Below are 16250 nucleotides of genomic sequence, written 5' to 3'. Positions count from 1 at the left end.
GCAGTTTCTTATCAATTGGTTCATTTTGTCAGGATGTAATGTTGTTCGTCTAAACGAAATTTTTTTGGTGTAAAGAGGTCCTCGATCGTCGAGTAAATGGGTTCTCTTTTCGTGAATTTCTCACCTATCCATAGACCATACAGGTCAACCTGCGTCTTGTCGTGATCAAGCAGCTCCTCGCACCAAGCACGTAGATGCATCATTCTTGCGATGCTTTTTTGATAGTCCTCTACACATTCTTGATAATAACGTGGCCTCTCCTCTTCTGGTAACACCCCTAGTTTTACTTTATCAGGATGCTTGGAAATGCTAAATCTGCAAGCGCACCCCTCTTCGGTTTTCACCAGCCATGCCTGTTTTTTCGGAAAATGCTTGAAAAGATGAGGGCATCTTTCCCGTGACAATTTTCCTGTGAAAATATAAGGGGAGAGTGGCGGTTTAGGTTCAAATCCCGGTGTTTCTTTTATCATGACGAATAGTTCCAGACACATTGGTTTAGTTCCTCCGGAAAGAGTATGTCATTGCAATACATCAGGTTAAAACTTGGGAAAGTTTTTCTACTTGGTCCTTATTTGCGAATGACTCATCAATCGATAAAAAGGATAACAGGGTAATCGCTTTTTGTTGAGTTTTTCAAATCCATTCCTAAAACGTCGGCATAAAAAAGACAGGTTTCACAATCTATACCTGTATTGGCTATCTCTTTTCCCTCAATGATAGATACCGCTGACGATAACCAGCCCGCTTTTACTTAATAGGTGATGAGAAGAACTAATTCTAATTTCTTTATAGAACAGTAGTTTGCTCATTTATTTTAATCTCTGAAGTATTAACCTTTAAATTTAGATGGGTTTTCAACATAACTTTCGATCAAATAGCCACAATTTGTGCAGATATGATGAATGATCGCCGAACTAAGAGGAACAAACTTGCCGAAGGGAAACACTCCCGCATCCCCAGCTTGCCTTCCTTTCCCAATCTCTTTACATCCACATTTTGGACACTGCACTTTTTGATTTTCCATTTTGCACCTCGCTTTTACTCTGTTTAGAATATTATTATAAATGACACAAACCATTTTTTGTTAATTTATTCTAAGAAAACTGGAATATATGGGAAACTTTGAGTCAAACTCTGCTAAGTCCTACCAAAACAAAAAGACACTAGCAGGCAAGCGCTAATGTCCTTTTGTTTTGGTTACGAATCGTGTAACTCAGTATCTACATCCTAGCTAATCTTCGCCTCAATCCGCAGCTTGTCCGCCACCATGGCAATAAACTCACTGTTGGTCGGCTTCGCCTTGGTGTTGGAAATCGTATAACCAAACAAGCTGGAGATGGAGTCCAGATTACCACGGGACCACGCTACTTCAATCGCATGACGGATGGCACGTTCTACACGACTTGCGGTTGTATTGAATTTCTTAGCAATGTCCGGGTACAGGACTTTGGTAATCGAACCGAGCAGCTCGACATCGTTGTATACCATTGTAATCGCTTCCCGCAGATACAAATAACCTTTGATATGAGCAGGAACTCCAATCTCGTGAATGATGCTGGTGATGCTCGCGTCCAAATTGCGTCCGCGAATTTGCAAGGTAGCTTGCGGTTTCACAGAAGAAACAAAAGAAGAGGCAGGCTTGGTTGTAATGATTTGACGGATGCGCTGAGCCAGCACCTCCATATCAAACGGTTTCAAAATGTAGTATGCTGCTCCCAGCTCTACTGCTTTCTTCGTAATTTCTTCCTGCCCGAAAGCAGTCAGCATAATAATTTTAGGTTGAGGACTTAAGCGCATGGCCTGAATTTGCTCCAAAACAGCCAAGCCATCCAGATGTGGCATGATGATATCCAAAATTAATACATCGGGTACACGTTCCTGCAGCAGTCGAACTACCTCATTGCCGTTGTAAGCAACACCCACAACATTCATGTCATACTGGCTACTGATGTACTCTTCCAACAGATTTACAAATTCACGGTTATCATCTGCCAACAACACTTCAATCTTGCTCAAGGTCGTTCCTCCTAACAATGGACGGTCTTTTGGAAAGAAGGTGGCGTTCTAGAGGTTAACAAATCTACAAGGATTAGTCCATACCATCTTTTCTCTACAAAAATTATTCGACAAAGCAAATTCCATTCCTGCCAATGACGAAAGATTGAATGATTTAACTGATATTTCGACAAAGAATCCTTTCATTTCTAATCGATTCGTCAAAGGACTGCAAAAACCGAAAAAGCCGCCTCGCTTCGTTCGCGTGACGGCACTTCATTCAGGCAGCTTTGGTTGTATTGGTTCGAGGTTCGGCAGTACCTCGCACATTCACACCAGCATCCTGAAGCATCCACTCAATGTAGCAGCCGTATCCCGAAGTAGGATCATTGACAAAGACATGCGTGACGGCACCCACGATCTTGCCTTTTTGAATGATGGGACTGCCGCTCATCCCCTGTACGATACCACCTGTCTTTTCCAAAAGGCGTTTGTCCGTGACTTTAATAATCATCCCTTTGGTTGCAGGAAAATGCTGCTTGACCACGTTTGCGATCTCAATATCGAACTCTTCTACCTTCTGACCTTCTACGACAGTAAGAATTTTGGCTGGCCCTTCCTCTACCTGCTCCGCAAGAGCGATTGGCAACGGCGTCTGATAATAGCTGCGTTTGGGCTCGTCCTTCATTTTACCGAAAATGCCAAAAGGAGTGTTTTTGGTTATATTTCCGAGAACTTCACTTTCATTGTAGAAACGCGCAAATTTCTCCCCTGGGTTGCCACTTTGTCCTTTTTCAATCGATGTGACGCTTGCTTGCACGATCTGGCCATCTCCTACGACAATGGCTTGACCAGTATCAACGTCGGAAATGACGTGCCCTAATGCCCCGTACGCTTTGGAATTCGGATCAAAAAAGGTCAGTGTCCCTACTCCTGCCGCTGAATCCCGAATATAGAGACCCATACGGTACTCACTGTCTTTTTTGTCTTTCGCCGGATGCAAAGTGAGCGAAAGCTTTTCCTTGCCACGAACGACAAGCAATTGAACGGCATGATTCTTTTTCCCTGTTTCGTTAATCAATTTCTTTACGTCGTTCATGTCATTGATGTACATGTCGTTCATTTTGATAATCATGTCACCGACGTGTATACCTGCCTGTTCACCTGGAGAAAACTTGTTTTTACCATCGTCAACTAAATGATGACCGACAACCAAAACACCCGCTGTTTGCAGCTTCACCCCGATTGACTGTCCACCAGGGTACAACCGCAGATCTGGCAATACATTTACTTTTACAGCAGTCAGCGGAATGTTATGCCACTTCACCTGCAATTGGGCTTCCCCAGCCCTACGCGGTTCAACGGACATAGGCCTGCTCAAATCAACGGATACCTCTCGCGCCTCTGTCCCGTTAACGTGCAAAATATCAGGATTGCTATTGATTAGCGTGCCCATTACCGGCACAGAGACCCGCAGTTGTTCGAGGGACCCTTCCATCAAACGCAATTCACGGGGAAAGGAGGACAGATCGCGGAACGGGGTGGAACTCACGACAAGCGCCGTGATGAGGAGAAGGAGACTTCCCATCCATTTTCTTTTGTTTTGTCGGATCACCAGTAATCACTCCTACCGTTCCCTACCTACACCTACAAAACAAAACGGTTAAGTCCGTTTTGTTTGACCGCAAGCGGTCATGAGGGACACCTCCACCTTGTGTACCTTTAATGTTGCCACCAGCCAAGCGGATTATGTCAGGAAAATAACCCACTCTGAACATTAGAAACCCAGGCTGCACCACCCTTGACGAGACCATCGTTGCACTGATCAACAAAAAAAGACTGCCAGCCAAATTAGCTGACAGTCTTTCTTTCACGGCCGAGAAGGATCATCTCGCGCGCATGTTCTTCTGTTTTCGCTGTTACCTCTGCCCCGCTTAGCATGCGAGCCAGCTCGGATACCCGTTCATCATCAGACAAACGATTGACCCGCGTCTCTGTTTCATTCTCGCTCATTTCCTTTTTGATCAGAAAATGCGCGTCTGCCATGGATGCGACCTGTGGCAAGTGCGTAATGCACAGGACCTGACGTTGCCCAGCAACCCGGGCGAGCTTTTCTGCTATCGCTTGAGCCGCCCTTCCGCTTACACCCGTGTCGACTTCATCAAAAATAAGGGTCTCCACTTGATCAGTGCCCGCCAAAATCGTTTTAATGGCCAGCATGACGCGTGACAGCTCCCCGCCGGAAGCAATCTTCGCCAACGGACGCAATGGCTCACCAGGGTTAGGTGAGATTAAAAACTCGATCTGATCCATGCCGTTCGCATCTACAAAGCGCTTGATTCCGTCGATTTCTACTCCGTCATCATCCGGCGTCTGTCTAACGTCGATGGCAAAACGAGCACGCTCCATGTGCAGTTCTTTTAGCTGCTGCTCGATTTCTTGTGCGAGTTTTCCTGCACATTCGGAACGAATGACCGACAACTCCAATGCCTCCACTGCCAAATCGGCTGCAAGCTCCTGCAATTGCTTTTCCACCTGCTGGAGGCGGTCTTCGTAGTGATGCATGTCATCCAATTCATCCTGAATCGTGGCAGCGTATTCCAAAATATCGTCTACACTTTTGCCATACTTGCGCTTTAGCGACTGGATTTGATCAAGACGACGTTCTACTTCCGCCAACTGCTCCGGTTCAAAATCCATTTGGTACGACAATTGGCGAAGGTTATGTACCACATCTTCTATCTGATAGTATGCCGATTGGACCATCTCCAAAATCGGAACGAGCTGTTCTTCGTAGTTCACACCACGCTCGAGCTCTCCCATCGCATGTCCTAACCAATCCATGCCCTTTTGGTCACCATGTAAAGCGCGGTATGCATCTTGAATCGTTGAATAAACTTTTTCAATGTTCATCCACTTTTTCCGTTGCTGCATGAGCTTCTCGTCTTCACCAGGTGTGAGGGTTGCCGCCTCAATTTCATCGAGCTGATATTGCAATAGATCCATACGCTGTACGAGCTCCCGATCATTTCGTGCCATACGCTCCAGATCTTGCTTTGTTTTGCGGTAAGCCCCATACAGGGTGCCGTACTCTTGCTTCGCAGCTCCTAACGCACTTTCCCCATATGCATCGAGCCAATTGATATGCTTGTCTGACTGCATCAGCATATGCGTATCGTGTTGTCCATGCACCGTAACCAGCCATGGCCCCAACTCACGCAGCATAGCGAGAGTAACGAGCTGGCCATTGATTCGAATGATACTCTTCCCTTGATTCGATATATCTCGGCGTACAACAAGCATTCCGTCTTGCTCAATCTGAACGCCGACATTTTTACAAACGGCAAGTCCAGGATGACCAGGCGGCAATTCAAATAGTCCTTCCACTTCTGCACGAGGCTCACCGTAACGGACAAAATCAGCCGAAGCCCGGCCTCCTAACAATAATCCTAGTGCATCGATAATGATGGATTTACCGGCACCAGTCTCCCCTGTCAGGATGTTTAAGCCTTTTTGGAAAGAGACCGTCACTGATTTAATGATGGCAAAATTTCGGATCGAGAGTTCCACTAGCATCGCAAGCGACCACCTTCTACAACATTTCCATTAAGCGTTTCGTCACTTCGTTGGTATTTTCTTTGGAACGGCAAATAATCAGGATGGTGTTGTCGCCACTGATTGTCCCCATGATTTCTTCCCATGGAAGGTTGTCAATCAGTTCGGCTACCGCATTCGCATGTCCTGAAAGTGTCTTCAGTACAATAAAATGATCAGCTTGGTCAATGCTAATAAAGGAATCCACGAGCATGCGTTTTAGCTTTTGCAGTGGATTGAATTTTTGTTCAGCAGGCATTGAATACTTATATCGTCCATCCGGGAGCGGCACTTTTACCAAGTGTAGTTCCTTGATGTCTCGGGATACAGTTGCTTGCGTCACGTTAAAGCCAGCAGTCCGCAAGCGGTCCACCAGCTCATCCTGTGTTTCCACCTCTTGATTGCTGATGATATCCCGAATACGAATATGTCGTTGCCCTTTGTTCATATGGATTACTCCCATTCTCCTTGTAATTTCGTTCGTATTGCTTCGAAAAAGCCACCTTTTTTCCACTTGATCAGCGGGGTAACACATGGTGACTTTTTAATGTAAATCTGATCGCCGCCCTCGAGTCGATAACCAAACTGACCGTCAATAGACAGTCCCATCTCTTGATGAATGGCATCCACTTCAACCCGGATTGTCTGATTGCCTGACAGTACCATAGGCCGAGCTGTCAAGGAATGAGGAGCCACTGGCGTCAGTAATAGCATGTCCACATTCGGAGCCACTATGGGACCGCCTGCAGAGAGTGAGTATGCCGTTGATCCTGTTGGCGTAGAAACAATGACACCATCCCCGCTGAACGTCGCGACGTACTCATCATCCAGAAAGACGGCACATTGAATGATCCGGCAAAATGACCCTTTTGCAATCCCAATATCATTCATGGCCGTGTATGTCCCCAGTACGGTCCCTTTTCGCACTAAACAAGCTTCCAGCATCGCTCTCTTTTCAATGTCGTACTTTCCAGAAAGGAGATTATCTACAGCTTGAGGCAGATGCTCCGGTTCCGCTTCCGACAAAAAGCCCAGTGTGCCTAAATTAATTCCAAAGATCGGGATAGAGTGACCCGCAAGCTGGCGAGCAATTCTGAGTAGCGTGCCATCGCCCCCTAATACACAAACCAGATCCGCCTGCATCCCCATCTCTTCTACAGATGCGCCCAGTTCTGGATGCCCTACATCTGATGCGACATGTTCATCCAGGAATACCTGCGCCCCTCTGTCTTCAAGTAAATACAACAGTTCCCGTGCAACGATACGTGCTTCGGGCTTTCCTTTGTTCGCTATGATTCCAATTTTCTTCACGTGGTCCACCCCAAAACTGGTTGGTTGGAAATCCTTCTTGAACAACCTCATATACAAGTATACAACTTCACATGCATAAATAAAAAGCCTCGATTGTGACAAAACTCCCGAGGCTTTGGTTTTTTATCCTATTTCAAATTCGCATGAGCAGACGCAACTACCTCTGTTACGCATTGCAACCAAGCTTCCGAATCCATGCCGCCCTCACTTTTCTGGACATGCATAACAAATTCAATGTTACCTTCTCCCCCTGTAATTGGAGAGTAGTCCAAACCCTTTAGAGCGAAACCCAATCCGCTGGCAAATTGACCGATGTCAGTCAGCACGCTCTCGTGTACTTCTGGATCACGGACGATTCCATTCTTTCCGACTCTATCCTTGCCGGCTTCAAATTGAGGCTTGACCAGCGCAACGACGTCTCCGCCATCCTTCAGAAAACGATACAAAACCGGCAAAATCAATCGCAGCGAAATAAACGATACGTCAATCGATGCCGCGTTTGGGCGTTCATGTTCAAAAGCTTCCGGGTCCATATGACGGAAATTCGTCCGTTCCATGACAACCACTCGCTCATCCTGTCGCAAGCTCCACGCAAGCTGTCCGTACCCGACATCAATAGCATATACAAGTCGCGCACCGTTTTGCAGCGCACAGTCCGTAAATCCGCCCGTGGAGGCCCCGATGTCCATCATGACACGATCCTTCATGTCGATTTCAAAGACACGCAATGCCTTTTCCAGCTTGAGGCCACCCCGACTCACATACGGATGTACCTCGCCCTTCACCGTAATTGCAACATCCTCGGCAAATTTGGTTCCTGGCTTGTCACAGCGCTCGCCAGCTACTTGCACAAGACCTGCCATTACGGCTGCTTTTGCTTTTTCTCTGGTCTCATAATGGCCTCTTTCGACCAAGAGAACATCAACCCGTTCTTTTCTTACACTCATGCTTCCACTACGCCCTTCGAAATGGGCATCAAGGATCGGACACGTGCAGCGATATGATCAGCTGTGAGTCCTACCTCTTGCCGCTGTTCTTTCACACTTCCATGCTCAACAAAATAATCAGGTACCGCGACAACCTGTACATTCATGCCGTGATAGCCTGCACGATTGTAGCATTCAATGACAGCACTGCCGAATCCGCCCATTTCACTGCCCTCTTCGACCGTAACGATGTCATAGCCTTCTTTTGCCAGACGGAACAAAAGCTCTTCGTCCAAAGGCTTGCAAAAACGTGCATTGACCAACATCGGCTTGATGCCTTCTTCTTGAAGCTGGTTCACAGCCGCCTCAGCTATTTCGAATACGTGACCGAACGAGAGGATCGCCACGTGTTTGCCTTCGCGTACGATCTCCGCTTTTCCGATTGGCAGTACTTGCAGTTCGTCATCCATTTTGACGCCACGAATCGGCAATCGCGGATAACGATAAGAGATTGGACCTTCTTTATATTCCACTGCTGTCTTCATCATGTGACGCAGTTCATTTTCATCCTTCGGTGCCATAATGACCATATTCGGAATGATGCGCATGAATGCCACATCGTACATACCTTGGTGTGTCTCCCCGTCTGCTCCGACGAGCCCAGCACGGTCAACGGCGAAAATCACATTCAGCTTTTGGCGTGCGACATCGTGGATCAACTGATCATAGGCTCTTTGCAAAAAGGTCGAATAAATCGCAAAGACCGGCTTCAAGCCTTGTGTAGCTAATCCTGCCGCAAATGTACATGCGTGCTGCTCTGCAATCCCAACGTCAAAAAGTCTGTCAGGGTACTTCTGTCCAAATGGGATCAAGCCTGAGCCCGCTGGCATCGCAGGGGTAACAGCCACGATCGAATTGTCTTCATCTGCGAGCTTCATCATCGTATCTGCAAAAACAGACGTATACGTTGGTGCAGATTTCGGTGTATCACCTGACTCGATTTTATACGTCCCGATACCATGCCACTTGACTGAGTCAGCTTCAGCAGGCGCATAGCCTAATCCTTTTTTCGTGATGGCATGAATCAAAACAGGGCCTTTTGTATGTTTGGCTGTCTTCAAAGTATCGAGCAACAGCTCCATGTTATGTCCGTCGATTGGGCCAATATACGTAAAGCCTAGCTCCTCGAAGAGAACGCCAGATACGAGCAAATACTTCATGCTGTCTTTGAAGCGTTCAGCCATATGAGCCAATTTGCCCCCTACAGCCGGAATGGATTTCAACAATCCTTCGACTTCATCCTTCGCCCATTGATAGTTCTCCGTCGAGCGAATTTTCCCCAAGTAGTTGTGCAAGGCCCCAACATTTGGCGCGATGGACATTTCGTTATCATTTAACACAACGATGACATTCTTACGCTCATGACCGATGTGGTTCAAGGCCTCCAGAGCCATCCCGCCTGTCAGCGCACCATCTCCGATCACAGCAACGACATGATTCTTTTCTTTTTTCAAATCCCGCGCAGTCGCCATCCCCATTGCAGCAGACAACGACGTACTGCTATGTCCGGTTTCCCAGACGTCATGCGGGCTTTCCACCATTTTTGGGAATCCACACAGACCTTTGTACTGACGCAAGGTCGGAAACATCTCTCGGCGGCCTGTCAGCATTTTATGTACGTATGCCTGATGTCCGACATCCCAGATCAGCTTGTCCTTGGGACTGTCAAAAACATAGTGCAGCGCTAGCGTCAGCTCGACAACTCCCAGATTCGGCGCGAGATGACCGCCTGTTTTCGAGAGCGTTTCGATCAGAAACTGACGGATCTCGGATGCTAATGTATGTAGCTGCGGTTGCGTGCACTTTTTCAAGTCTTGAGGATCATTTATAGTAGTAAGCAGCATTGGTATTCCTCACTTTCCACTGTTCGTTCTCCGGCGATTGTGCATGCTGCATATCAATCAAGCCACTAGAAAACCCGGCTTTCCTTATTGCTATAGCCGATTCCGCTTATTTTCAGCTTGATTCATTATAACGGTTTCTTAATAAAAACACCACTTTTCATCAACATAGACGAATATGAGGGCGATATCTTGCATTTTCTGGTAAGATGATTTTGAATACATACTCCGAACAAAAGAGGTGGACGTCCGTGAAGTTCTCACAAATTCAGTATGAGCGCATGGAAATGGATAAAGTTGAAGGACAATTCACGCAATTATTGGAAGCGTTTCAACAGGCTACAAGCTTCTCCGAGCAAGATACGATCATGGCTCAATTGAACAAACTGCGACAAGAAGTGGAATCTGCGCGGAATGTCGCACAAATCCGCCACACGATCAATACAGAAGATCCCTTCTACAAAGCAGAGCAGGACTATTGGGATGAAGCAACGCCTTTGTATACCGGAATCGTTTCCCGCTACTATCAGGCGATCGTCGATTCTCCCTTCCGCGCTGACCTGGAAGAAAAATGGGGCGCACAGCTGTTTCGCATCGCGGAGAGCACACTCCGTACATTTTCTCCGGAAGTTATCACTGATTTGCAGGAAGAAAACCGTTTGGCCAGTCAATATGTCGCACTGAAAGCTTCTGCCAAGATCATGTTTGAAGGAGAAGAGCGTAACCTTTCAGAGATGGTTCCTTTTACAATTGCGAAAGATAGAGACATGCGCAAACGTGCCAATGAAGCGAAGTATGCGTATATGCAGCAACATACGGATGAATTTGATCGCATTTACGATACTCTCGTCAAGGTACGCACACGCATTGCCAAAAAACTCGGCTTCAATAGCTTTGTGGAGCTAGGCTATGCACGTATGAACCGTTCTGATTACAACGCAGAAATGGTAGCCAGTTTCCGCCAACAAGTGCTGGAGCACATCGTTCCAGTAGCGTCAAAGCTGGTCGAACGTCAGCGCCAACGCATTGGTGTCGATACACTTGAGTATTACGATCTTTCCTTTGATTTCGCTACAGGAAATCCAAGCCCGAAAGGCCCGCCAGAGTGGATTGTGGAAAACGGGAAAAAGATGTATGCCGAGTTGTCACCTGAAACAGACGAATTTTACAACTTCATGCTGGACAATGACTGTTTAGATTTATTGAGCAAAAAAGGAAAGGCTACAGGCGGCTACTGTGAATACATCAGCCAGTATAGGCTCCCATTTATTTTTGCGAATTTTAACGGTACCTCTGGTGATATCGACGTACTAACGCACGAGGCAGGACATGCGTTTCAGGTGTATGTAAGTAGAGATTTTGAAGTTCCTGAATATCATTTCCCAACCTACGAGGCGTGTGAAATACATTCGATGAGCATGGAGTTTTTGACGTGGCCATGGATGGAGCATTTTTTCAAGGAAGATACCGACAAATACAAATTCTCTCATCTGAGCAGCGGACTCCTGTTCATTCCGTACGGCGTGTCTGTTGATGAGTTCCAGCATGTTGTCTACGAGAACCCAGATATGACCCCGGCAGAGCGTAAACGTGCATGGCGTCAAATTGAGCGCAAGTATCTCCCGCATCGCAATTACGCACAGAATGAGTATCTGGAGGAGGGCGGGTTCTGGCAGCAGCAAACGCATATTTTTCAAAGCCCCTTCTATTACATCGACTACACACTGGCCCAGATTTGCGCGTTCCAATTTTGGAAAAGGTCTCAATCTGAGCCGAAGCAAGCTTGGGAGGATTATTTGACGCTTTGCCGCGAAGGCGGAAGCAAATCGTTCCTCGAGCTGGTACAAGTGGCGAAGCTGTATTCACCATTTGAGGAAGACTGTATACCATCGGTGATTGGCGAGATTGAGCAATTTTTAAACAGCATTGACGATAAAAGATTGTAATATGTAGTATACAAAAAAGCTGGCATTTCCCGTATGGGTTGCCAGCTTTCACTTATTTATTGCGATCACGTACATAGTCGGCCAAAGGGCTGAGTGCAGAATTCTCGATTCCCGCATCGGCAAGCGCTGCTTTTGCCTCCGCAATCAATTCGTCAAGACGCGCCTTCGATTCGGCTAGACCAAGAAGCGATGGGTACGTCGCCTTTTCCCGATCCGCATCACTGCCAACTGCTTTCCCTAGCTCTTGGGCATCCCCTTCCACATTCAAGATGTCATCCTGAATTTGAAAAGCAAGACCAATGCAAACACCATAACGTGTCAATGCTTCCATTTGTCCTTCGGATGCTTCTGCGAGGTAGCCTCCCCCGCGCAAGGCTGCGATCAAGAGATCACCCGTTTTGTGACGATGGATAAATTCGAGCTGATCCAGGTTAAGGCGCTTGCTCTCCCCTTCGATATCAGCCATCTGTCCGCCGACCATGCCAGTTGCTCCCGCACGTTTTCCTAGCTCCGCAATCAGTTTCACCGTAGTAGCCGCTGAAACATCCGCTCGATCCATGTAAGCTTCTGCAATGTATGCGAACGCTCTCGTCAGCAAGGCATCTCCTGCGAGAATGGCTGTTGCTTCACCGAATACTTTGTGATTGGTCGGTTTTCCGCGACGAAGATCATCGTCGTCCATCGCAGGGAGGTCATCGTGAATCAAGGAGTACGTATGTATCATTTCCAAGGCAGCCGCAAATGCCACACCCCGTTCAAGCGGCTTGTCCAGTGCTTCGAGGACCGCCAACACCAGCATGGGACGCAACCTTTTTCCGCCTGCCATGAGCGAATACTTCATGGATTCGTACAAGTTTTCCGGAACTCCTTGCTGCTCAAGGGCTGGCAGGAGTCTTTGTTCTATATAGGCGGTCTTTTCCACCAAATAACTCTCGAATGTATGCACGCCGATCATGATTCTCCTTCCACGCGAAAAGCCTTCTGCTTTACCTGTCCGTCTTCTTCTACCAACTGGGTAATCTTCGCTTCGATTGCATCCAGCTTTTGACCACAAATTCTGGAAAGAGTTACCCCTTCCTGATATAACGTAATCGCTTCTTCGAGGGGAATATCTCCTTCCTCGAGTCGATTGACGACTTCTTCCAGACGCTTCATTGCGTCTTCAAACTGCATATCAGTCTCTTGTTCTGTTTTCTTGCGAGCCACTCTTCTTCTCCTCCTCCCGGTTCACTTTTTCCACACGCGCAGTCGCACTGCCATCACTTAATCGTACCATGATCTCGTCGCCAGGAGCAAACTGTTCCACTGATTTTACGAGCCTGTCATTGGTGTATACGAGTGAGAATCCACGTTGCATGACCTTCAGCGGACTCAATGCTTCCAACGTAGCTATGCGAGCTGCGAATGCCATTCTTTTTTGGTTGAGACGCCCCAGCATTCGTTCGTCCAAGGTGGCACGGAGTTTAGACAGATTTTTTCTTTTATCCCCGATTTGATCGGCGAGGCGATAGCGCTTGATTTGTTCGTCTAATCGCGTATAGCGCTCGCGTCTTCTTTCCAGCAAATGCTTCATGGATTGACGCATTCGCAAATGTGCCCGATCCAATCGTTCTGCGGCTTCCTCCAGCCTCCGCTCCGGTTGGCGCATCGCATACGAATTGCTCAAGCGTGTCAAACGGTTTCTCTGCTCAGTCATGGTCCCACGCACTGCTCGATGCATCCGTATTTCGAGCTGCCGCACTCTCTCGACCCATTCCAAATAATGCGGTACAGCTAATTCAGCTGCGGCTGTCGGCGTAGCTGCCCGGACATCTGCTACGAAATCGGCGATCGTCACATCCGTCTCGTGCCCAACAGCGGAGATGACAGGGATGAGTGATGCAGCTATTGCCCTCGCTACGTTTTCATCATTAAACGCCCACAGCTCCTCAATGGAACCTCCACCGCGCCCTACAATGAGAACATCAATGTCAGGCTGATCGTTCATAATGCGAATAGCGGAGACAATCGATGCAGGTGCATCCGCACCTTGGACAACGGCTGGTGAAAGTACGATCTCTGCTTGCGGATACCGTCTGCGAATCGTCGTGCAAATATCTCGGATGGCTGCTCCTGTGGGAGAAGTGACGACACCGACACGTTTGGGAAAACGCGGGAGCAACCGCTTCCTCTCTGCTGCAAACAGTCCTTCTTGAGCCAATTTTTCTTTTAGCTGCTCGAATGCTAAATAAAGCGAGCCGAGACCATCTGGCTGCATCTCTTTGGCGTACAACTGATACGCGCCATCTCGTTCGTATGCAGAAATAGACCCGCGTACAATCGCTTTTGCTCCATCTTTGGGCAAGAAACGCAGGAAGCGGTTATGACTTGCAAACATGACGACTTTGATGCGTGACTGCTTGTCCTTTAGCGTGAAATACATATGACCACTGGAATGGTGGGTAAAATTGGAGATTTCTCCTCTCACCCATATATCTTGTAGGTAGGGTTCCTTTTCCAGCACCAGCTTAATATAACGATTGAGATCACTGACAGATAAGATATCTTGTAATGCCATGCGGCCCCTCCTTTACAAACAACTTGGCTTTGCCGTGCATGTAACAAGGACTATGCAAAAGAATGGATAAAGCTTATGCCTTATCCATTCTATAATAAATTGCCGATTTTCTTCTATTGTTTTGCTTGCTTTTTCGCTGCCGCAACGGTATTTTTCAACAGCATGGTAATCGTCATCGGGCCAACACCGCCTGGAACCGGGGTTAAAAAGCTAGCCACTTCTTTGACCTCGTCGAACTTGACATCTCCAACCAGCTTACCCGTTTCGATGCGGTTCACACCAACGTCAATGACGACAGCGCCCGGTTTGACATACTCCTTGCCGATCATATGAGCCCTACCAGTTGCAACGACGAGGATGTCTGCCTTTTGCGTGAATTCCTCGAGATTTTGCGTGCGAGAATGACACATGGTTACCGTAGCATTTTCCTGTTGCAGTAGCAATGAGACCGGCTTCCCGACGATGTTGCTGCGTCCGATCACCACGGCATGTTTGCCTGCCATTGGGGTTCCTGTGCGCTTGATCAATTCAATAATTCCGTGCGGCGTGCAAGGGAGCATCGTATCATTTCCCAATACCATGTTTCCTACGCTAATCGGATGGAAGCCGTCCACATCTTTTTCAGGAGCAATGGCTTCGATTACCGCATGTTCTGAAATATGAGCAGGAAGAGGAAGCTGAACCAAAATCCCATTAACGTTCGGATTTTCGTTCAACTGTTGAATGATAACCAACAACTCTTCCTCTGTGATGTCAGCGTCCTTCATGATGATCTCGGATGAAATACCGACTTCCTCGCAGCCTTTTGCTTTACCACGCACATAGGAGTGAGAAGCCGGGTCGTCTCCCACAATAACAACGGTTAATCCTGGTACGATCCCTTGCTTTTTCAATTCAGCTACTTCGTTCGCCAATTCGGCCCGAATACTCTGTGCTACTTCTTTTCCCTGGAGAATGGTTGCAGCCATTGAGAAAATGCCTCCTTTATCAACGTATGATACGTTAAGTGTACCGATTTCCCCCTCAGCTGTAAAGCCGAATTATAAAAAGTTCGCATTTATTTAATGTTCGTCTTTTGCTTCATCCACCCCAGCATAGCGACTCCATAGGCATTATCACCGGAGTAAACGGGGTCACAGAAGTACAGCTTCGCCTTCACAGCAGGGTGTTCCAGACGTTTGATTAGCCGCTCACGAATGTAATAATTAGCAGCTACTCCTCCAACAATCAAGATGTCCTTTGGGTAGCCTTGCTCTACTGCATGGCGTAAGGACTTTTCTAGTGTATTGGCAATACATTGCTCTGTCGCCCGTGCAATCTCAGCAGGGCTCGTACTCCCCTTTTCCACCTCACGCAAAAGCGATGCTTCTGGACCAGAAAAACTAAAGGAAAGCCCTTCAACTGCCGAAGAAATCCGAAACGTACCTGTTGAGTCCTTGGCTAACTGCTCCAACGCGGGACCGGCAGGAAAGGACAGACCGAGTGCCACACCAATCCGATCGACTAGTTGCCCAGCGTGCAGATCGATCGTCCCACCGATTTTCTCAATGGTATAACCGGCTGCATGGCGCTCGCACAACAACAACTCGCTGGTGCCTCCAGACAAATGCACAGCCAAAAAGCGATCCTCTGTCGGACGCACCTCAGCGGTATATTCCCCCGCCGCTATATGTCCCTCTTGATGAGTCGTCAAGTGAAGGGGAACCCGCAAATAAGTCGCCAACGATTTCGCCAAGCCCTCTCCTACCTTAAATACAGGCATATACGATCCGTCTTGCGGACGCGGCTTCTCGCTCACGCAAATCGCTGCAATCTCGTAATCCTTCCACTTCATCTCTTCACTTAATTCCGGCAGGTTCATCACATGCTGAAAGACGGCTTCGGATTGTTGCAGTCCGCGCTTGCCCTCCTTTACTTTCAGAAGGCGTTTTGCTTCTGCCACAATTCGGCCGTCTTCCTCAGCCAAGCACAGTGATGTCCGGTAATTGCTCGTGTCGATTCCCAACATTACCTTACTCAT

General features: G+C 47.6%; 14 protein-coding genes. 1 reads left to right on the top strand and 13 read right to left on the bottom strand.

Annotated elements, in window-relative coordinates; genetic code table 11:
• Window positions 1–20: 20 nt before the first annotated feature.
• The 8 genes from AB432_RS12475 to dxs all read right to left on the bottom strand — a co-directional run bounded on the left by AB432_RS12475 (window position 21) and on the right by dxs (window position 9730).
• Window positions 21–470, bottom strand: a complete 450-nt coding sequence (locus AB432_RS12475) for a hypothetical protein (protein ID WP_235617675.1) — start codon at window positions 468–470, stop codon at window positions 21–23.
• Between the two features lie 757 nt (window positions 471–1227).
• Window positions 1228–2016: a sporulation transcription factor Spo0A gene (gene spo0A / locus AB432_RS12460; RefSeq protein WP_007720793.1), complete on the bottom strand. Its 789-nt coding sequence runs from the start codon at window positions 2014–2016 to the stop codon at window positions 1228–1230.
• Between the two features lie 259 nt (window positions 2017–2275).
• On the bottom strand, window positions 2276–3610 hold the full coding sequence (gene spoIVB, locus AB432_RS12455) for a SpoIVB peptidase (protein WP_048032547.1): 1335 nt from the start codon (window positions 3608–3610) through the stop codon (window positions 2276–2278).
• Window positions 3611–3846: 236 nt separating this feature from the next.
• On the bottom strand, window positions 3847–5571 hold the full coding sequence (gene recN, locus AB432_RS12450) for a DNA repair protein RecN (RefSeq protein ID WP_048032546.1): 1725 nt from the start codon (window positions 5569–5571) through the stop codon (window positions 3847–3849).
• A gap of 16 nt (window positions 5572–5587) precedes the next feature.
• Complete coding sequence (gene ahrC / locus AB432_RS12445; RefSeq protein WP_007720787.1) at window positions 5588–6037, bottom strand: transcriptional regulator AhrC/ArgR; 450 nt, start codon at window positions 6035–6037, stop codon at window positions 5588–5590.
• Between the two features lie 5 nt (window positions 6038–6042).
• The gene (locus tag AB432_RS12440; protein ID WP_048032545.1) at window positions 6043–6900 is read right to left on the bottom strand and encodes an NAD(+)/NADH kinase; all 858 of its coding nucleotides are present in this window, start codon (window positions 6898–6900) and stop codon (window positions 6043–6045) included.
• Window positions 6901–7028: 128 nt separating this feature from the next.
• Complete coding sequence (locus tag AB432_RS12435; RefSeq protein WP_048032544.1) at window positions 7029–7847, bottom strand: TlyA family RNA methyltransferase; 819 nt, start codon at window positions 7845–7847, stop codon at window positions 7029–7031.
• Window positions 7844–9730 carry a 1-deoxy-D-xylulose-5-phosphate synthase gene (gene dxs, locus AB432_RS12430; protein WP_048032543.1) on the bottom strand — a complete coding sequence of 629 codons (1887 nt, stop codon included), beginning with the start codon at window positions 9728–9730 and terminating at the stop codon, window positions 7844–7846. Before dxs ends, AB432_RS12435 begins: the two co-directional genes overlap by 4 nt.
• A gap of 248 nt (window positions 9731–9978) precedes the next feature.
• Here dxs and AB432_RS12425 point away from each other — a divergent pair, with 248 nt between their 5' ends.
• Complete coding sequence (locus tag AB432_RS12425; protein ID WP_048032542.1) at window positions 9979–11673, top strand: M3 family oligoendopeptidase; 1695 nt, start codon at window positions 9979–9981, stop codon at window positions 11671–11673.
• Between the two features lie 52 nt (window positions 11674–11725).
• Here AB432_RS12425 and AB432_RS12420 read toward each other — a convergent pair whose 3' ends face one another.
• The 5 genes from AB432_RS12420 to AB432_RS12400 form a co-directional block, all read right to left on the bottom strand.
• On the bottom strand, window positions 11726–12628 hold the full coding sequence (locus AB432_RS12420) for a polyprenyl synthetase family protein (RefSeq protein WP_048032541.1): 903 nt from the start codon (window positions 12626–12628) through the stop codon (window positions 11726–11728).
• Window positions 12625–12879: an exodeoxyribonuclease VII small subunit gene (gene xseB, locus AB432_RS12415; RefSeq protein WP_048032540.1), complete on the bottom strand. Its 255-nt coding sequence runs from the start codon at window positions 12877–12879 to the stop codon at window positions 12625–12627. The genes AB432_RS12420 and xseB overlap by 4 nt, the downstream gene beginning before the upstream one ends.
• The gene (gene xseA, locus AB432_RS12410) at window positions 12848–14230 is read right to left on the bottom strand and encodes an exodeoxyribonuclease VII large subunit (RefSeq protein WP_048032539.1); all 1383 of its coding nucleotides are present in this window, start codon (window positions 14228–14230) and stop codon (window positions 12848–12850) included. Before xseA ends, xseB begins: the two co-directional genes overlap by 32 nt.
• Window positions 14231–14343: 113 nt before the next feature.
• Window positions 14344–15198, bottom strand: a complete 855-nt coding sequence (folD, locus tag AB432_RS12405) for a bifunctional methylenetetrahydrofolate dehydrogenase/methenyltetrahydrofolate cyclohydrolase FolD (RefSeq protein WP_048032538.1) — start codon at window positions 15196–15198, stop codon at window positions 14344–14346.
• 89 nt (window positions 15199–15287) lie between these two features.
• Complete coding sequence (locus AB432_RS12400) at window positions 15288–16250, bottom strand: tRNA (adenosine(37)-N6)-threonylcarbamoyltransferase complex transferase subunit TsaD (RefSeq protein ID WP_048032537.1); 963 nt, start codon at window positions 16248–16250, stop codon at window positions 15288–15290.

This window comes from Brevibacillus brevis (genome assembly GCF_001039275.2).
Lineage (GTDB): Bacteria > Bacillota > Bacilli > Brevibacillales > Brevibacillaceae > Brevibacillus > Brevibacillus brevis_C.
Note: the sequence above shows the minus strand (reverse complement) of the source record. Positions and strands in the feature narration are given on the sequence as shown.